A 17,423-nucleotide genomic window follows, 5' to 3' on the forward strand; every position below is an offset into this window, starting at 1 on the left:
GCGCAATCAGTCCGCGGCGAGGACGATCTGCCCGCGGCTGAGGTCGGCGAGCTGCCGGCTTACCGCGTCCAGCTGTCCGGCCGGCAGCGCCAGCTGCAGCAGGGCGCCAGTGGCGTCGAACGCCTCGCCCTCGATGCTCACCTGCCACTCGGCCAGCCGCGCGCGGATGCGCGCCAGTTCGGCGAACGGCACGTGGCAGCGCGCGTGCAGCCGTGCGACCAGCGCCACCCGTTCGCCGCCCTGCAGGCATTTCGCCGCGCTGCCGCCGTAGGCGCGCGCCAGGCCGCCGGTGCCGAGCTGGATGCCGCCGTACCAGCGGATCACCAGCACCGCCACCTGGTCGCAGTCCTGGCCCTCGATGGCGGCGAGGATCGGCCGGCCGGCGGTGCCGCCCGGTTCGCCGTCGTCGCTGAAGCGGTACTGCGCGCCGCACTTCCACGCCCAGCAGTTGTGCGAGGCGGCGCGGTCGCTGTGCGCGGCGATGAACGCCTGCGCCGCCTGCGGGCTGTCCGCCGGGGCGGCGAGGGCGATGAAGCGGCTCTTGCGGATTTCCTCGCGGTACTCGCAGGGCGCGCTCAGGGTGAAGGCCATGGCGTCAGTCCGCCTGGGTGCCGCCAGCGAGCCAGGCGGCGCGCGCGGCGGCGTCGTGGAAGCTCCAGGCGACGAAGCGGCTCTGCTTCTGCCCCTGGCTCATCGCCACCGTGCGGGTTGCCACCGCGCCGCACTGCCTGAGCGCCTGCTCGACCAGCGGCAGGTTGCCGCCCTTGGACACCAGGCAGGTGAACCACAGCACCTGGCCGGCCACCTCGCGGCTTTCCCTGATCATCCGGCGGATGAAGGCGATCTCGCCGCCCGCGCACCACAGCTCGTTGGACTGGCCGCCGAAGTTGAGTGCCGGCAGCTTGCGGCTGGGGTCGAGCTTGCCGAGGTTCTTCCACTTGCGCCGGCTGCCGGCGCTGGCCTCGGCGGCCGAGGCGTGGAACGGCGGGTTGCACAGGCTAAGGGCGAAGCGCTCGCCGGCCTGCAGCAGACCGTGGAAGATGCACTGGGCATCCGCCTGCTGGCGCAGCTCGATGGCCTTGTCGAGGCCGTTGGCGCGGACGATGGTGCGCGCCGAGGCCAGCGCGGTGGCGTCGATGTCCGAGCCGAGGAAGTGCCAGCCGTATTCGTGGTGGCCGATCAGCGGGTAGATGCAGTTGGCGCCGCTGCCGACGTCCAGAGCGCGCACCCGCGCGCCGCGCGGGATGGCGCCGCCGCAGTCCTCGGCCAGCAGGTCGGCCAGCGCGTGCACGTAGTCGGCGCGCCCCGGCACCGGCGGGCACAGGTAGCCGGGCGGGATGTCCCAGTGGGCGATGCCGTAGAACTGGCGCAGCAGGGCGCGGTTGAACACCCGCACCGCGGCCGGGTCGGCGAAGTCGATGCTGTCCTTGCCGTAGGGGTTGCGGATGACGAACTGCGCCAGCTCCGGGCAGCCCTGGATCAGCGCCGGGAAGTCGTAGCGGCCCTGGTGGCGGTTGCGCGGGTGCAGCTCGCCCTTGGCGACCGGCGGGCGCGGCTGGGCGGCGGGCTTGCTGGCGCTGGGCCGGGGGCGGGCGGGGCGTTTCGGCGGCTGGGTCATGGCGGGGCGGTGCATCGGGCGGAAAGCCCGGCATTTTCCCACAGCGGTGCAGTGGATGGGGCGGTTTCCGGCCTGTAGGGGCGAATTCATTCGCCCTAGCGTGGCATGCTGGCGAATGAATTCGCCCCTACAGTGGGCTGATCGCCGGAGGCGTGCGGCCCTCAGCGTCCGCCCAGCTTGCCGAGCAGGCCGCGCAGGGTTTCCTGCAGGTCGGCGGGCATCAGCACCACCTTGGCGTTGTTGCTTGCGCCGAGCTTCTCCAGCGAGGCGACGTACTTCTCGCCGAGCAGGTACATCATCGGCCCGGGCTCGTTGCCGACCGCGCTGGTGACCCGGCGGATCGCCTCGGCGGAGGCCTCCGCCAGCATCACCTGGGCGCTGGCGTCGCGCTTGGCCGACTCCAGGCGCGCCTCGGCCTCGAGGATCGCCGCCTGCTTCTCGCCCTCGGCCTTGGTCACCGCGGCCTTGCGCTCGCGCTCGGCGGCGGCCTGCATCTCCATGGCGCGCTGCATCGACTCCGAGGGCTTGATGTCCTGGATCTCCACCGACTTGACGGTCAGGCCCCAGTCCACCGCTTCGTCGGCGATGCTCTCGCGCAGGCGCGCCTTGATCTTGTCGCGCGAGGACAGCGCCTCGTCCAGCTCCATCTCGCCGACGATCGAGCGCAGGGTGGTCATGATCAGGTTGCGGATCGCCTCGGAGAAGTCGGTGACGCCGTAGACCGCCTTGACCGGGTCGGTGACCTTCACGAAGGCGATGGCGTTGGTGAGGATCACCGCGTTGTCGCGGGTGATCACCTCCTGCTCCTGCACGTCGAGGATGATGTCCTTGGTCACCAGCTTGTAGGCGACCCTGTCCAGGTAGGGGATGAGGATGTTCAGCCCCGGGCGCAGGGTGCTGTGGTACTTGCCGAGGCGCTCGACGATCCACTCCTCGCCCTGGGCGACCAGGCGCACGCCCTTGGCGATGGTGATGACGACGAATACCAGCAGGGCGATGCTGATGGCCAATCCTGCACTCATGTCCTTCTCCTTGAAGCTCGCTTGTTCAGGCGCGGGCTACCTTCAGGTAGCTGCCCTCGATGGATACCACCTTGACCCGCTCGCCGGCCGGGATGTCGCTCTCGGCCATGCAGGCCCATTCCTCGGCGCCGAGGATCGGCCGCTGGAAGCGCACCTTGCCGCGCTGGAAGGGAGCCACCGCGCCGACCAGGAGGCCCACCTCGCCGATCACCTCGCCGTTGGCGGTGCCGACCAGGGTCCGGTGCCGGCGCGGGCTGAACACGCGGAACCACAGCACCACCATCGCCAGCGAGGCGAGGATCCACAGCAGCAGTTGCCCGGTCAGAGGCAGCTCGCCGACGAGCAGCAGCACGCCGGCCACCAGCAGGGCGCCGAGGCCGAACCAGATCACGAAGAAGGCGGGAATCGCCAGTTCCAGCAGGATCAGCAGGATGCCGCCGATCACCCAGTGCCACCATTCGATAGCCATTGCACCTCCCTTGGCTGCGCTTGTCGAAGCGAGGGTAGCAGAGAGCATGCCGGCAGCGCCCGCGCTGGCTGCTCAGAACGGGAACAGCCAGGGCACCAGCAGCACGCTGACCGCCATCACCAGCAGGGTGAAGGGCACGCCGATGCGCACGAAGTCGGCGAAGCGGTACTGGCCGGGGCCGAGCACCAGGGTGTTGACCGGCGAGGAGATCGGCGTCATGAACGCCGCCGAGGCGGCCAGCGCCACGGTCATGGCGAAGGGCGCCGGCGCGGCGCCGAGCGCTTCGGCGCAGGCGATGGCCACCGGCGCCATCAGCACCGCGGTGGCGGTGTTGGAGATGAACAGGCCGACCAGCGCGGTGACCGCGAAGAGGATGGCGAGGATCACTCGCGGCCTGGCGTCGCCGAGCACGGCGAGCAGGCCCTGCACCGCCAGGTCGATGCCGCCGGTCTTCTGCAGGGCGAGGGCGAAGGGCAGCATGCCGACGATCAGCAGCAGGCTCGGCCAGTGGATGGCGCGGTAGGCGCCGTCGAGGTCGATGCAGCGGAAGGCGCCGAGCAGCAGGCAGCCGACTAGCGCGGCCAGCACGTTGGGCAGCAGGCCGCTGACCATCAGCGTCACCATCACGGCGAGGCTGAACAGGGCGTGTGGCGCGCGGCTCTGCGCCGGCGCCACCTCGTCGACTTCGGCCGGCAGGCTGAGCACCAGGAAGTCGCGGCTGAGCCCCTGCAGGCGGCGGATGTCCCGCCACTTGCCGGCTACCAGCAGGGTGTCGGCGGCCTTGAGGCGCTCGTCGACCAGCAGGCCGTCGAGGGCCTGCTGCCTGCGGCGCAGGCCGATGACGTTGAGCCGGTAGCGGCTGCGAAAGCCCAGTTCCTGGATGGTCCTGCCGGGCAGCCGTGACTCCGGCGGCAGGATGACCTCGACCAGACCCAGTTCGCGGGCGTGCTCGGCGTAGTAGGAGTTCTGCAGGGCGAGGGGTTCGAGGCCGAGGTCGCGGTACTCGCCGGCCGCGGCGATGGCCGGGCTGACCAGGTCGACCAGCAGCACGTCGCCGGCGCGCAGTTCGCTGTCGGCGCTGGCGGCCAGCAGCTCGCGGCCGAGCGGGCGCTGGCGCTCGATGGCGATGACGTTGATGCCGTGGCGCTGGCGCAGATGCAGGCCGTCCAGCGCCCGACCGGCCAGCGGCGAGTCGGGGCGCAGGCGCAGGCGACGCTCGCGGCCAGCCAGGCGGTAGTCGCGGACCAGTTCGGCGATGGTGCGCCGCGGCTCGCCGCTGGCCGCGTCTTGGCCGGCGCCACCCAGCCAGCGACGCACCAGCAGCAGGTAGCCGATGCCGAGAGCGAGGATCGCCAGGCCGATGGGGGTGAAGCTGAAGAAGGCGAAGCCGGCATGGCCCGCGCGCAGCAGCTCGCCGTGCACCACCAGGTTGGGCGGGGTGGCGACCAGGGTGAGCATGCCGCTGATCAGCCCGGCGAAGGCCAGCGGCATCAGCAGCCGGCCCGGGGCGATCCGCTGGCGGGCGGCGATGCTCAGCACCACCGGGATGAACAGGGCGACCACGCCGGTGGAGCTCATCAGCGAGCCGAGACCGGCCACGCACAGCATCAGCAGCACCAGCAGGCGCGCCTCGCTGCTCCCGGCGCGGCGGCTCAGCCACTCGCCGAGGCGGTAGGCGATGCCGGTGCGCACCAGCGCCTCGCCGACCACGAACATGGCGGCGATCAGCACCACCGTCGGATCGGCGAAGCCGCGCAGCGCCTCGCCGACTTCCAGTACGCCGGTGAGCGGCAGGGCGACCAGCATCAGCAGGCCCACGGCGTCCATGCGCGGGCGGTTGCGCACGAACAGCAGCACGGCGAGCAGCAGCAGGCCGAGGACCAGCCACAGATGCGGGTTCACGCTCACGGGTAGCCCAGCACGCTCTTCAGGCGCGGCAGCTGGGCGGCGACCCACCGGCGGTCGATCGGCCCCCAGTCGCGGATCGCGTAGCGGCCGGCGTTGTGCCGCTCGCCGTCCTCCTGTTCGAAGGCGCAGTCGATGTCCAGCTCGGCCAGCGCCGCCAGGGTGTCCTGGGCGGTGCGCCGCGGCATGCCGGTGGCCGCCATCAGCGCCGGCACGCTGGTGGCGGCGCCGCTGTCGATCAGCCAGGCGACGTACAGGCGGCGGTAGAAGCTGGCGCGGGTCTTGCTCACGTCCATGTCTCGTCTCCGGTCAGGCGAGGGCCAGCAGGCCCATGTAGGTGGCGGCGCCGGCGCTGTAGCCGAGGAAGGCCAGCAGGCTGACGCGCTTGAGGTACCAGACGAAGCTGATCTTCTCCATGCCCATCGCCGCCACCCCGGCCGCCGAGCCAATGATCAGGCTGCTGCCACCGGTGCCGGCGCAGTAGGCGAGCATCTCCCAGAAGGTGCCGTCGACCACGAAGTGCTGCAGCCAGCCGGCATCGGCGCCGGCGGCAGCCACCGCCTCGGCGCTGGTCAGCGGGTACATCTTCATGGCGCCGGCCACCAGCGGCACGTTGTCGACCACCGCCGAGAGCAGGCCGATGGCGTAGTTGATGGCGTAGACGTTGCCCAGCCCCTCGCGCAGCAGGCTGGCGACCTGGGTCAGGTGGCCGGCGGTGGCCAGGCTGGACACGGCGAGCAGGATGCCGAGGAAGAACAGCACGCTGGGCGTGTCGACCTTGCGCAGCACGCCGACCACCGACAGCGGATGCTTGTCCTCGTCGTTCTTGCCGCGGTGGATCACCTCGGTGGCCACCCAGAGCACGCCGAGGCCGAACAGGATGCCCATGTACGGCGGCAGGTGGGTGACGGTCTTGAACACCGGCACGAACAGCAGCGAGCCGAGGCCGAGGGCCAGCACCAGGTTGCGCTCGAAGTCGGTGGTCGGGTTGCGCCGGCCCTCGACGGTCTCGCGCGGCCGCGGTCGCGGCGCCTCGCCCTTGAGGCGGAAGCTGAGCACCAGCAGCGGCACCAGCAGGCACACCAGGCTGGGCAGGAACAGGCCGGCGATCACCCCGGAGGCGCTGATCTGGTTGCCGATCCACAGCATGGTGGTGGTCACGTCGCCGATCGGCGACCAGGCGCCGCCGGCGTTGGCGGCGATCACCACCACGCCGACGTACAGCCAGCGCTCGGGGCGGCCGCGCACCAGCTTGCGCAGCAGCGAGACCATGACGATGGTGGTGGTCAGGTTGTCGAGCACCGAGGACAGGAAGAAGGTGATCAGGCCGACGATCCACAACAGATGCACGCGCTTGCGGGTCTGGATGCGGTCGGTGATGACCTTGAAGCCCTCGTGGGAGTCGATCAGCTCGACGATGGTCATGGCGCCGAGCAGGAAGAACAGGATCTCGGCGATCTCGCCGAGGTGGTGACGCAGCTCGCCGACCACGCCGTGGCCTTCGCTGGCGGCGGCCGGCAGGATGCTGCCTTCGCCCAGCACCAGGGCAGTCCAGCACAGTACGGCGGTGAGGATGGCCGAGGCGGCCTTGTCGATTCTCAGCGGGTGTTCGAGGGCGATGCAGAGGTAGCCGACGATGAAGATCAGGGCCATCCAGGCGTACATGGGCGGGCTTCCGGTGGGTCAGTGGACGGATTTTTGTTTGGCGCTTTTTCGCAACTGGCGGCGGAGCATGCCTGATCCCGGGCGGCGCTGAAAAGCGCCGCTCTGTCGCAGTAGGCAGAAAAAAGGGTTCTTCGCGGGATCGTGGGGAAGAGCGGATTGACAGACAGGGAAGCAGGTAAATTGGCAGTCGCCAAACACGCCAACGCCTGCCCCCTGCTGTCACCGTGCATCCTATTGATCTTGCTGCTTTCTGGCCAGGCTACGACGTTGTAGCCTGCAGCCATTCCGTCGAAAAAAACCTCACGCTGACCCTCGAACCCCGAGCGGCCGACCTTCCACGCTGTGGTCGCTGTCAGCAGCCCAGCCCCCTGATCCATGACCGACGCATTCGCCTCGTTCGCGACCGGGATCTGTTCGATCAGCGCGTCCAGTTGCGACTCCCCATACGCCGAGTGGACTGCCTGACGTGTGGGCGAGTTACCGAGCACATTTCCTGGTTGGCCCCGGCCTCGCGGCTGACCCGCCGGCTGTGTTCCTGGGTCGAAACCCTGCTGCGGTTCATGCCCATCAGCCATGTCAGCCAGCTCACCGGGCTGCACTGGCACACCATCAAGACGCTGGACAAGCGGCGTCTCCAGGCCGCATTCGGCACCTTCGAGCCGGGCGATGTGCGCCGTCTGGTGATGGACGAGTTCGCCCTGCACAAAGGCCATCGTTACGCGACGGTGATCATGGATGCCGAGCGTACCCGCGTTCTGTGGGTTGGCCTGGGTAACAGCCGCAAGGCCATACGCCCGTTCTTCGAGCAACTCGGTGAGCGCTGCCAGCAGATCGAGGCTGTGGCGATGGACATGAATACGGCCTTCGACCTGGAAGTGAAACAGCACTGCCCTCAGGCCGAGGTTGTGTACGACTTGTTCCATGTGGTCGCCCGCTACGGACGTGACGTGATCGACCGCATCCGGGTAGACCAGGCCAATGCCCTGCGCCATGACAAGCCCGCTCGCCAAGTGGTCAAGCAGAGCCGTTGGCTGCTGCTGCGCAACCGGGAGAACCTGAAGGAGGATCATGCCGTTCGACTGCAGGAGTTGTTGGCAGCCAACCAGCCACTGGCCACGGTCTATGTGCTCAAGGATGCGTTGAAGGAGGTCTGGTACGCACCCAGCGTGCGGGAGGGCTGGCGGCGCTGGCGAACCTGGCTGAGGCATGTCCGGGAGAGCGGCTTGGCGCCGCTACAACGCTTTGCCCGCAACCTCCAGCGCTATGCCCGGGGCATCCTCGCCAGTGCACGATTCCACATGCACACCAGCCTGCTGGAGGGGGTGAACAACCGGATCAAGGTGATCAAGCGCATGGCCTATGGCTTCAGGGACGCCGATTACTTCTTCCTGAAAATCAAGGCCGCCTTCCCCGGGAAAATGCGATGAACCGAAAAAAGGCCCGGCACCTTGCGGTGCCGGGCCTTTTTCGGGAGGCGCGGTTTAGAGGGCGGCGATGCGCGCGCGCTGCTCGGCCAGCTTGGCCAGCGCCTGCTCGGCCTCGGCCAGCTTGGCGCGCTCCTTGTCGAGCACCTCGGCCGGCGCCTTGGCGACGAAGCCCTCGTTGGCCAGCTTGCCGCCGACGCGCTTGACCTCGCCTTCCAGGCGCGCCAGCTCCTTGTCCAGGCGCGCCAGCTCGGCGTTCTTGTCGATCAGCCCGGCCATCGGCACCAGCACCTGCATGTCGCCGACCAGCGCGGTGGCGGCCAGCGGCGCTTCCTCGGAAGCCTGCAGCACGCGCACCGATTCCAGCTTGGCCAGCTTGGCGATCAGGGGCTCGAAGGCGGCCAGGCGGCGCTGGTCCTCGTCGCTGGCGTTGGCCAGCACCACGTCGATGCGCTTGGCCATGGAGATCTTCATCTCGCCGCGGATCTGCCGTACACCGAGCATGAAGTCCTTGACCCAGCCGATGTCGGCCTCGGCCGCCGCGTCGATGCGCGCCTCATTGGCCACCGGCCAGGGCTGCAGCATCAGGGTCGGGCCTTCCTTGCCGGCCAGCGCCTTGATGCGCTGCCAGATCTCCTCGGTGATGAACGGCATGAACGGGTGGGCCAGGCGCAGGATGACCTCCAGCACGCGCACCAGGGTGCGGCGGGTGCCGCGCTGGCGCTCGACGGAAGCGGTTTCGTCCCACAGCACCGGTTTGACCAGCTCCAGGTACCAGGCGCAGTACTCGTCCCAGACGAACTCGTAGAGCGACTGCGCGGCCAGGTCGAAGCGGAACTGGTCGAGGTGGCGGGTGACGTCCTGCTCGCAGCGCTGCAGGGCGGAGATGATCCAGCGGTCGACCGGCGACAGCTCCACCGCTTCGTCGTTGGCGCCGCAGTCCTGGCCGTCGGTGTTCTCCAGCACGAAGTTGGTGGCGTTCCACAGCTTGTTGCAGAAGTTGCGGTAGCCCTCGACGCGGCCCATGTCGAACTTGATGTCGCGGCCGGTGGAGGCCAGCGAGCAGAAGGTGAAGCGCAGGGCATCGGTGCCGTAGCTGGCGATGCCCTCGGGGAACTCGGCGCGGGTCTGCTTGGCGATCTTCTCGGCCAGCTTGGGCTGCATCATGCCGCTGGTGCGCTTGGCCACCAGGGTTTCCAGGTCGATGCCGTCGACGATGTCCAGCGGGTCGAGCACGTTGCCCTTGGACTTGGACATCTTGTGGCCCTGGCTGTCGCGTACCAGGCCGTGGACGTAGACGGTCTTGAACGGGATCTGCCCGGTCAGGTGCAGGCTCATCATGATCATCCGGGCGACCCAGAAGAAGATGATGTCGAAGCCGGTGACCAGCACGTCGGTGGGGTGGAAGGTCTTCAGGAAGTCGGTCTGCTCCGGCCAGCCGAGGGTGGAGAAGGTCCACAGGCCCGAGCTGAACCAGGTGTCCAGCACGTCGTCGTCCTGGCGCAGGGCGATGTCGCCCAGGTTGTGCCTGGCGCGCACCTCCGCCTCGTCGCGGCCGACGTAGACGTTGCCGGCCTCGTCGTACCAGGCCGGAATGCGGTGGCCCCACCACAGCTGGCGGCTGATGCACCAGTCCTGGATGTCGCGCATCCAGGAGAAGTACATGTTCTCGTACTGCTTGGGCACGAACTGGATGGAGCCGTCTTCCACCGCGGCGATGGCCTTCTCGGCCAGCGGCTTGGTGGAGACGTACCACTGGTCGGTCAGCCACGGCTCGATGACGGTGCCGGAGCGGTCGCCCTTGGGCACTTTCAGCGCGTGGTCGTCGATCTTCTCCAGCAGGCCGAGGGCGTCGAAGGCGGCGACGATCTGCTTGCGCGCCTCGAAACGGTCCAGCCCGGCGAACTGCGCCGGCAGGCTGGCGTCGAAATCGCTATTGACGCTGCCGTCGAGGTTGAACACCTGGGCTTTGGCGAGGATCGCCGCGTCCTTGTCGAGGATGTTGATCAGCGGCAGGTGGTGGCGCTTGCCGACTTCGTAGTCGTTGAAGTCGTGGGCCGGGGTGATCTTCACGCAGCCGGTGCCGAACTCGGGATCGCAGTAGTCGTCGCCGATGATCGGGATGCGCCGGCCGACCAGCGGCAGCTCGACGAACTTGCCGATCAGAGCCTGGTAGCGCTCGTCATTGGGGTTCACCGCCACGGCGGAGTCGCCGAGCATGGTTTCCGGACGGGTGGTGGCGACGATCAGGTAGTCGAGGCCCTCGGCAGTCTTCTCTCCGTCGGCCAGCGGGTAGCGCAGGTTCCACAGCGAGCCCTTCTCGTCGTGGTTCTCCACTTCCAGATCGGAGATCGCCGTGTGCAGCTTGGTGTCCCAGTTGACCAGGCGCTTGCCGCGGTAGATCAGACCGTCCTCGTGCAGGCGCACGAAGGCTTCCTTGACCGCTTCGGACAGGCCCTCGTCCATGGTGAAGCGCTCGCGCGACCAGTCCACCGAGGAGCCGAGGCGACGGATCTGGCGGGTGATGGTGCCGCCGGACTGTTCCTTCCACTCCCAGACCTTTTCGAGGAACTTGTCGCGGCCGAGGTCGTGGCGCGACAGGTTCTGCGCGGCCAGCTGACGCTCCACCACCATCTGGGTGGCGATGCCGGCGTGGTCGGTGCCCGGCTGCCACAGGGTGTTGCGGCCCTGCATGCGGCGGAAGCGGATCAGCGCGTCCATGATCGCGTTGTTGAAGCCGTGGCCCATGTGCAGGCTGCCGGTGACGTTGGGCGGCGGCAGGGCGATGGTGTAGGACTCGCCGGAGCCTTGCGGCGCGAAGTAGTTCTTCGCCTCCCACTCGGCGTACCAGCGGGATTCGATTTCGTGGGGTTGGTAAGTCTTGTCCATGCGCGGCGGGACCCCTGCGGCGGCTGATCGGAAAACCGCGAAGTATAACGGGGATCGTTGCGGGGGCGTAGGGCGGAGCGGAATCCCCCCTGACCCCCCTTTTGCAAAGGGGGGGGGATGGTCTGGTGGTGTTTGGCGGGCCGGTGTCCAGCAGAGCATCAGCAACCCACCGGACCCACTCCCCCCTTTGCAAAAGGGGGGCTGGGGGGATTGGTGGCCCCGCTCAGCGCCTTCCTGCGCGCAGGATGCTGGCCAGGTGCTCTTCCAGGCGGCGGTGCAGCTCGGCCTCGATCTGCAGCATGTAGTCGTCGATCACTTCCTGCATGATCAGTTGCGCCGCGGCGTGCAGTTCGCGCTCGATCTGCGCCAGCGGCTCGTGCCTGAGGGCATCGCCGGCGGGGCGTAGTGTCGGCAGGGGCTGCTCGCGCCCGGCAGCTGGCGGCAGCGACTCCGGCGGTTCGGCGAGCTGCGGCTCGCGGAGCAGCGGCTCGCGGAGCGCCGGCTCCCGGAGCGCCGGCTCGCGGAGCAGCGGCGCCTCGGGCAGCGGGTCGGACAGCAGCGGGATGGCCGGTTCGTCGACCGTTTCGGTCAGCAGCGGCAGTTCGTCACTGGCCCAGTCGGGCAGATGGGTGGGCTTGGGCGGAGTGTCCATCGGCGGCTCGCGCATTACAGGTGCAGGTGCTGGGGAGCATAGCCGCGTTCGCGGTAGAAGCGGTAACTGGCGCGCAGGGCGTCGCGGGTCTGCGGGTCCTGGTCGACCACCTCGGCGATGCGCGCGAAGCGCTCGAAGAACGCCGGCACCGTGCTGGCCAGGTTGATCAGCAGGCTCTGCTGGCCGCCGGCGTCGGCGCCCCAGGCCAGCAGCAGCGGCGCATCGCTGCCGGCATCGGCCAGTTGGTGCGGCACGAAGCTGGCGGCGCTGAAGCGCCACAGCCGTTGGTCGAGTGCCTCGGCCTGGTCCTGGTCCTGGCAGTTGAGGTAGATGCGGTGCCCCTCGCGCCAGGCCTTGGCGGCCAGGCGGCAGGCGTAGGTCAGCCGTGCTCCGGCGTCGTTGCCCGGCAGGATGTAGAAGTCGATGCGTTTCATCGCTCGGCGCCGGCCGGCACGCCTGGCGTGCCGGCCGGATTCGCTCAGGCCTTGCAGCGGTCGAGGAGGAACTGGCTGAGCAGCGGCACCGGGCGGCCGGTGGCGCCCTTCTCCTTGCCGCCGCTGATCCAGGCGGTGCCGGCGATGTCCAGGTGCGCCCAGTGGAACTGCTTGGCGAAGCGCGACAGGAAGCAGGCGGCGGTGATGGTGCCGGCCTTGGGCCCGCCGATGTTGGCGATGTCGGCGAACGGGCTGTCCAGCTGCTCCTGGTATTCGTCGAACAGCGGCAACTGCCAGGCGCGGTCGGCGGCCGTCTCGCCGGCCTTGAGGATCTGCTTGATCAGACCGTCGTGGTTGCCCAGCAGGCCGGAGGTCTGGCTGCCGAGGGCGACGATGCAGGCGCCGGTGAGAGTGGCGATGTCGATCACTGCCTGCGGCTTGAAGCGTTCGGCGTAGGTCAGGGTGTCGCACAGCACCAGGCGGCCTTCGGCGTCGGTGTTGAGGATCTCCACGGTCTGCCCGCTCATGGTGGTGACGATGTCGCCGGGGCGGGTGGCGCCGCCGCTGGGCATGTTCTCGGCGCAGGCCAGCAGGCCCACCACGTTGATCGGCAGCTGCATCTCGACCAGGGCGCGGAAGGTGCCGAGCACGCTGGCGGCGCCGCACATGTCGTACTTCATCTCGTCCATGCCGGCGCCCGGCTTGAGGCTGATGCCGCCGGTGTCGAAGGTGATGCCCTTGCCGACCAGCGCATAGGGCGCCTCGTCCTTCTTGCCGCCCCTGTATTCGAGGACGATCAGCCGCGGCGGCTGGTCGCTGCCCTGGGCGACGGCGAGGAAGGCGCCCATGCCCAGTTCCCTGAGCTTCTTCTCGTCGAGCACCTCGACCTTGAGGTTCTTGTGCTGCTTGGCCAGGGCCTTGGCTTCCTCGGCGAGGAAGCTCGGATGGCACAGGTTGGGCGGCAGGTTGCCCAGATCGCGGGTCAGCGCCATGCCGTTGGCGATGGCCTGGGCGTGGGCGGCGCCGCGCTCGGTCTCGGCGATCTCGGTGTCCTCGACCAGCAGGGTGATCTTCTTCAGGGCCGGGGCATCGGCCTTCTCGCTCTTGAAGCGGTCGAACAGGTAGCGGCCGTCGGCCAGCACTTCCACCAGCAGGCGGGTGCGGGCGTACAGGTCGCGGCCCTTGACCATCAGTTCGCCGAGGGTCAGCGCGGCGTCGCTGCCGCCCAAGGTCTTGAGCACCGCGAGGGTGGCGGAAACTACCTTGCGGTAGTTGCGGTCGGAGAGTTCGCGCTCCTTGCCGCAGCCGACCAGCAGCACACGTTCGGCCTTGACCCCCGGCAGGTTGTGCAGCAGCAGGGTCTGGCCGGGCTTGCCGGCGAGGTCGCCGCGCTTGAGCAGGGCGCTCAGGGCGCCATCGCTGGCGGCGTCGACGGCGCGGGCGGCGGCGCCGAGCTTGCGGCCCTCGCCCACGGCGAGCACCAGGGTGGCGGTTTTCAGGGTTTCCGGACGAGCGCTCTTGACCAGGAATTGCATGGACGGGGGTCCCCAAGACAAACAGGCGGTATTGCAGGATAATGCCGGCCTACTTTACTTCATCGGGCGCAATGCCTCCGCGGCCGGCGCGGCTGGCGGCTAGTTTGAGCGTTGCCGCCCGAGCCTGACAACCCTGGAGTAGTCCCGGTTTGATCATCTTCCGATATCTGTTCCGCGAAGTGCTGGTGACCCTCAGCGCGGTGAGCGCCGTGCTGCTGGTGATCACCATGAGCGGCCGCTTCATCAAGTACCTCGCTCAGGCCGCCCAGGGCGCGCTCGATCCGGGTGTGCTGTTCCTGATCATGGGCTACCGCCTGCCGGGCTTCCTGCAACTGATCCTGCCGCTGGGCCTGTTCCTCGGCATCCTGCTGGCCTACGGCCGTCTGTATCTCGAGTCGGAAATGACCGTGCTGGCCGCCTCCGGGATGAGCCGCCAGCGCCTGATGGTCTATACCCTGGCGCCGGCCGCGCTGGTGGCGCTGCTGGTCGGCTGGCTCAGCCTGTCGCTGGCGCCGCTGGGTGTCGCCCGTTCCGAGCAGGTCATCAACAGCCAGGATGCCCTCACCGAGTTCGATACCCTGGTGCCGGGGCGCTTCCAGGCCCTGAGAAGCGGCTCGCGGGTGACCTACACCGAGCGCCTGTCCGAGGACGGCCGCGAACTGGGCGGGGTGTTCATCACCGAACTGCGCCTGTCGCGCGACGGCGACAAGCAGCGCGGCATCAGCATGCTGGTGGCCGAGAAGGGCTACCAGGAGATTCGTCCCGACGGCAGTCGCTACCTGATCCTCGAGAACGGCTACCGTTACGACGGCCAGCCGGGGCAGGCCGACTACCGGGCGATCCAGTACGACCGCTATGGCGTGCTGCTGCCCAAGCCCGAGGTGGCCGGCGAACTGACCGAGCGCGACGGGATCCCCACCGCGACCCTGTTCGGCAGCGATAACCCGCGTCTGCAGGCCGAGCTGCAGTGGCGCCTGTCGCTGCCGTTGCTGGCGTTCGTGGTCGCCGTACTGGCGGTGTCGCTGGCTCGGGCCAACCCCCGGCAGGGGCGCTTCCTCAAGTTGCTGCCGGCGATCCTCCTGTACATGGCCTATCTGGCCCTGCTGATCTCCATGCGCGGCCAGCTCGACAAGGGCCGCCTGCCGATGTGGCTCGGCCTGTGGTGGGTGCACGGCATGTTTCTCGCCATCGGCCTGCTGCTGCTGTATTGGGAGCCGCTGCGGCTCAAGTGGAAGGCGCGCCGCGCCCTGAAGGAGAGTCGCCCGTGACCCGCCTGGATCGCTACATTGGCCGCAGTGTGTTCGTCAGCACTCTCGCCGTGCTGGGGGTGCTCGTCGGTCTGGCCCTGTTGTTCGCCTTCATCGACGAACTGGGCGACCTGCATGCTGACTATGGCGTCGCCGAGGCGGCGCGCTTCGTGCTCTACAGCTCGCCGGCGCGGCTCTACGAACTGCTGCCGATGGCGGCCCTGGTCGGTTGCCTGATCGGCCTCGGTACCCTGGCCAGCAGCAGCGAGCTGACGGTCATGCGCGCCGCCGGGGTGTCGCTGGGACGCATCGTCTGGGCGGTGATGAAGCCGCTGCTGGTGCTGATGCTGGCCGGCCTGCTGATCGGTGAGTACGTGGTGCCCTGGACCCAGGAGCAGGCCGAGAGCGGCCGCTCTTTGGCCCAGGGTGGCGGCGCGGCGCAGACCACCAAGCGCGGCCTGTGGCACCGCCAGGGCGACGAGTACGTGCACATCAACGCGGTGCAGCCGAGCGGCGTGCTGTTCGGCGTGACCCGCTACCGCTTCGACGGCGAGCGCCGTCTGCTCAGCGCCAGCTTCGCCCGCCGCGGCCAGTACCAGGGCGACCACTGGCAGCTGGAGAACGTGTCCACCACCCTGCTGCATGAGGATCGCAGCGAGGTGGTGAAGAGCCCCAGCGAGCGCTGGGACGTCGAGCTCACGCCGCAGCTGCTCGGCACAGTGTCGGTCGCGCCGGAGGCCCTGCCGCTGACCGGGCTGTGGCGCTATACCAGCTACCTCGGCGAGCAGGGCCTGAACAATGCCCGCTACTGGCTGGCGTTCTGGACCAAGGTGCTGCAGCCGCTGGTGACGATAAGCCTGGTGCTGCTGGCGATCTCCTTCATCTTCGGCCCGCTGCGCTCGGTGACCCTCGGCCAGCGCATCTTCACCGGCGTGCTGGTCGGCTTCGTGTTCCGCATCGCCCAGGATCTGCTCGGTCCGTCCAGCCTGGTGTTCGGCTTCTCGCCGCTGGTTGCGGTACTGGTGCCGGCGGGGATCTGCGCGCTGGCCGGGGTCTGGCTGCTCAGGCGGGTGGGCTGATCGCGCAGGCGTTACCCCCGGGGCCGGCACTTGCCGGCCCCGTTCATTTCGGCAGCGTGAAATAGCGCCCGAGCAGGTCGGGGTCGTCGAAGTGCGCCTGGCCGACGAAGGCCGTGGCATGCCGCCCCCACTGGCGCATGGCACCCGGCGAGATCACTCCCGAGGGCCACAGCAGCCAGCGCTCCAGGCGCTGGCTGCCGGGCACCAGGCCGTCGGGGCCGTAGAGGCTGCGCCGGCCGTCGGGATGGGGCAGGCGGCGCAGCTCGTCGAGGGCGGCGAAGCGGTAGCCGTCGGCCGGCCACGGCGAGTCGCGGCCGTCTACCCACAGCAGGGCATGGTCGCCGCCGCGCAGCCACAGGGTCGGCGCCTGCCGCCCGTCCACGGCGAGGCGGCGCGCCAGGCGCTGCTCGGCATCCGCCGGCTGGCGGAAACGCAGCGGCGAGTCGGCGGGCAGGAACAGGGCGTGCCAGCAGCCGCAGGGATGGATGGCGTCGTAGAGCAGGGCGTTGCCCCGCGCGTCCAGGGTCACCCGCCACAGCAGGCCGTCCAGTTCGCCGGCGTAGATGTCCAGCGTGCCACGGGCGGGACGCTCGCGGAACCACCACTGGTAGACCAGCTGCAGGTGCCAGCGGCCGTCGAGCCGGCTCCAGGTGTGCCGGCGGTAGGCAGTGGGCTGCGTGGCGAAGGTGCGCCGTCCGTCGGCGGCGAAGCGCGGCGTGCCGGGGTGGTCGGCGGCGCTGCGTTGCTCGATGCGCAGTTGCGGCGCATGGCGGGCGAACAGCGCGGCCAGCTGCGTGGGACTGGCCTGCGGCAGGCCGAGGGCATCGTCGTCGAGCGCTGGCGGCCCGGCCGGCGTCACGTCTGCCTGCGGCCGGTAGGCCCGCCAGCGCGGGCTGTCGGTCGGTGCCTGCTGCGCCAGCGCCTCGCCCTGCCAGGCGGCGATCGCCCGGCGGTAGAAGGGGCGGGCCAGCGGGTAGAGGCCGAGGGCCCGGGCCCAGCCGCGGTAGTCCGCCGGCACCCGGGCGGCCTCGACGGCGCGGGCGAAGGCCAGGCGGTCGGCGGCCAGGCGCTCGACCTGCCGGCGGCGGCAGGCCTCCAGTCCGGCTTCGTCCGGCAGCGCGCCGCGTTGCGCGGCGGGCAGGTTGCCGCGCTCGATGGCGCTGGCCTCGCGGTCGCTGGCGGCCAGGCGCTGCAGCCACAGCCGGCGCGCGGCGGGCGTGGCGGCCGCGGGGCCGAGGGCCGCCAGCAGGCGGTCGCTGCGCAGGCCGGGGAAGGCGGCGAGGCGGTGCTGCTGGGCGTCGCGGTTGGCGGCGGTGGCGGCGTGGAAGGCGGCGAACAGTGCCGCGCAGCTGTCGGTGGGGGCGGGCGGCTGCTGCGCGCAGGCACTGAGCAGGATCAGCCCTGGCGCGAGCAGCCAGGACGGCGGACGGTGCATGACGGAGCCTCCCGGCGCGCCCGCAGCGCCGTGGAGCGGCCGGGGCGTG

At 69.5% G+C, this 17,423-nt stretch carries 15 protein-coding genes; 3 read left to right on the forward strand and 12 right to left on the reverse strand.

Annotation, left to right across the window (positions count from 1 at the left end; translation table 11 throughout):
* Positions 1-6: 6 nt before the first annotated feature.
* From SK095_RS18875 to nhaD, 7 genes are all read right to left on the reverse strand, one after another.
* A complete protein-coding gene (locus tag SK095_RS18875) occupies positions 7-591 on the reverse strand; it encodes a YigZ family protein (protein WP_320547144.1) in 585 nt (194 codons plus the stop codon).
* A 4-nt stretch (positions 592-595) separates the two neighbouring features.
* Positions 596-1,618 (reverse strand): 23S rRNA (adenine(1618)-N(6))-methyltransferase RlmF, encoded by a 1,023-nt coding sequence (rlmF, locus tag SK095_RS18880; protein ID WP_320547145.1) that lies wholly within the window; start codon positions 1,616-1,618, stop codon positions 596-598.
* A gap of 161 nt (positions 1,619-1,779) precedes the next feature.
* Positions 1,780-2,640 carry an SPFH domain-containing protein gene (locus tag SK095_RS18885; protein WP_201485113.1) on the reverse strand — a complete coding sequence of 287 codons (861 nt, stop codon included), beginning with the start codon at positions 2,638-2,640 and terminating at the stop codon, positions 1,780-1,782.
* A gap of 25 nt (positions 2,641-2,665) precedes the next feature.
* The gene (locus SK095_RS18890) at positions 2,666-3,109 is read right to left on the reverse strand and encodes an NfeD family protein (protein ID WP_136490680.1); all 444 of its coding nucleotides are present in this window, start codon (positions 3,107-3,109) and stop codon (positions 2,666-2,668) included.
* Between the two features lie 72 nt (positions 3,110-3,181).
* Positions 3,182-5,011, reverse strand: a complete 1,830-nt coding sequence (locus SK095_RS18895) for an SLC13 family permease (RefSeq protein WP_320548928.1) — start codon at positions 5,009-5,011, stop codon at positions 3,182-3,184.
* A 2-nt stretch (positions 5,012-5,013) separates the two neighbouring features.
* Entirely contained in the window at positions 5,014-5,310 is a 297-nt protein-coding gene (locus SK095_RS18900) for a winged helix-turn-helix domain-containing protein (protein ID WP_136490679.1), read from the reverse strand.
* 13 nt (positions 5,311-5,323) lie between these two features.
* On the reverse strand, positions 5,324-6,679 hold the full coding sequence (gene nhaD, locus SK095_RS18905; RefSeq protein ID WP_320547146.1) for a sodium:proton antiporter NhaD: 1,356 nt from the start codon (positions 6,677-6,679) through the stop codon (positions 5,324-5,326).
* 224 nt (positions 6,680-6,903) lie between these two features.
* Here nhaD and SK095_RS18910 point away from each other — a divergent pair, with 224 nt between their 5' ends.
* Positions 6,904-8,106 carry an ISL3 family transposase gene (locus SK095_RS18910; RefSeq protein WP_320546462.1) on the forward strand — a complete coding sequence of 401 codons (1,203 nt, stop codon included), beginning with the start codon at positions 6,904-6,906 and terminating at the stop codon, positions 8,104-8,106.
* Between the two features lie 54 nt (positions 8,107-8,160).
* On the opposite strand, the gene SK095_RS18915 is transcribed toward SK095_RS18910, so the two are convergent.
* From SK095_RS18915 to SK095_RS18930, 4 genes are all read right to left on the reverse strand, one after another.
* On the reverse strand, positions 8,161-10,992 hold the full coding sequence (locus tag SK095_RS18915) for a valine--tRNA ligase (RefSeq protein ID WP_320547147.1): 2,832 nt from the start codon (positions 10,990-10,992) through the stop codon (positions 8,161-8,163).
* Positions 10,993-11,215: 223 nt separating this feature from the next.
* Positions 11,216-11,644 (reverse strand): DNA polymerase III subunit chi, encoded by a 429-nt coding sequence (locus SK095_RS18920; protein ID WP_320547148.1) that lies wholly within the window; start codon positions 11,642-11,644, stop codon positions 11,216-11,218.
* Between the two features lie 14 nt (positions 11,645-11,658).
* The gene (locus tag SK095_RS18925) at positions 11,659-12,078 is read right to left on the reverse strand and encodes a DNA polymerase III subunit chi (protein ID WP_320547149.1); all 420 of its coding nucleotides are present in this window, start codon (positions 12,076-12,078) and stop codon (positions 11,659-11,661) included.
* Between the two features lie 44 nt (positions 12,079-12,122).
* Positions 12,123-13,613, reverse strand: coding sequence for a leucyl aminopeptidase (locus SK095_RS18930; RefSeq protein ID WP_320547150.1), 1,491 nt, complete (start codon positions 13,611-13,613; stop codon positions 12,123-12,125).
* Between the two features lie 149 nt (positions 13,614-13,762).
* On the opposite strand from SK095_RS18930, the gene lptF reads away from it, so the two are divergent.
* Positions 13,763-14,881 carry an LPS export ABC transporter permease LptF gene (gene lptF / locus SK095_RS18935; protein WP_320547151.1) on the forward strand — a complete coding sequence of 373 codons (1,119 nt, stop codon included), beginning with the start codon at positions 13,763-13,765 and terminating at the stop codon, positions 14,879-14,881.
* Positions 14,878-15,939, forward strand: coding sequence for an LPS export ABC transporter permease LptG (gene lptG, locus SK095_RS18940; RefSeq protein WP_320547152.1), 1,062 nt, complete (start codon positions 14,878-14,880; stop codon positions 15,937-15,939). Before lptF ends, lptG begins: the two co-directional genes overlap by 4 nt.
* 43 nt (positions 15,940-15,982) lie before the next feature.
* Here the strand turns inward: lptG and SK095_RS18945 are convergent, their stop codons facing one another.
* Positions 15,983-17,374: a hypothetical protein gene (locus SK095_RS18945; protein WP_320547153.1), complete on the reverse strand. Its 1,392-nt coding sequence runs from the start codon at positions 17,372-17,374 to the stop codon at positions 15,983-15,985.
* Between the last annotated feature and the right edge of the window lie 49 nt (positions 17,375-17,423).

Source organism: Pseudomonas sp. AN-1, assembly GCF_034057115.1.
Lineage (GTDB): Bacteria > Pseudomonadota > Gammaproteobacteria > Pseudomonadales > Pseudomonadaceae > Geopseudomonas.

Excerpts from the sequence above, each read along its gene's own strand:
- SK095_RS18875 (WP_320547144.1), bottom strand. The coding sequence starts at position 591 with ATGGCCTTCACCCTGAGCGCGCCCTGCGAGTACCGCGAGGAAATCCGC.
- rlmF (WP_320547145.1), bottom strand. The coding sequence starts at position 1,618 with ATGACCCAGCCGCCGAAACGCCCCGCCCGCCCCCGGCCCAGCGCCAGC.
- SK095_RS18885 (WP_201485113.1), bottom strand. The coding sequence starts at position 2,640 with ATGAGTGCAGGATTGGCCATCAGCATCGCCCTGCTGGTATTCGTCGTC.
- SK095_RS18890 (WP_136490680.1), bottom strand. The coding sequence starts at position 3,109 with ATGGCTATCGAATGGTGGCACTGGGTGATCGGCGGCATCCTGCTGATC.
- SK095_RS18900 (WP_136490679.1), bottom strand. The coding sequence starts at position 5,310 with ATGGACGTGAGCAAGACCCGCGCCAGCTTCTACCGCCGCCTGTACGTC.
- nhaD (WP_320547146.1), bottom strand. The coding sequence starts at position 6,679 with ATGTACGCCTGGATGGCCCTGATCTTCATCGTCGGCTACCTCTGCATC.
- SK095_RS18915 (WP_320547147.1), bottom strand. The coding sequence starts at position 10,992 with ATGGACAAGACTTACCAACCCCACGAAATCGAATCCCGCTGGTACGCC.
- SK095_RS18920 (WP_320547148.1), bottom strand. The coding sequence starts at position 11,644 with ATGGACACTCCGCCCAAGCCCACCCATCTGCCCGACTGGGCCAGTGAC.
- SK095_RS18925 (WP_320547149.1), bottom strand. The coding sequence starts at position 12,078 with ATGAAACGCATCGACTTCTACATCCTGCCGGGCAACGACGCCGGAGCA.
- SK095_RS18930 (WP_320547150.1), bottom strand. The coding sequence starts at position 13,613 with ATGCAATTCCTGGTCAAGAGCGCTCGTCCGGAAACCCTGAAAACCGCC.
- SK095_RS18945 (WP_320547153.1), bottom strand. The coding sequence starts at position 17,374 with ATGCACCGTCCGCCGTCCTGGCTGCTCGCGCCAGGGCTGATCCTGCTC.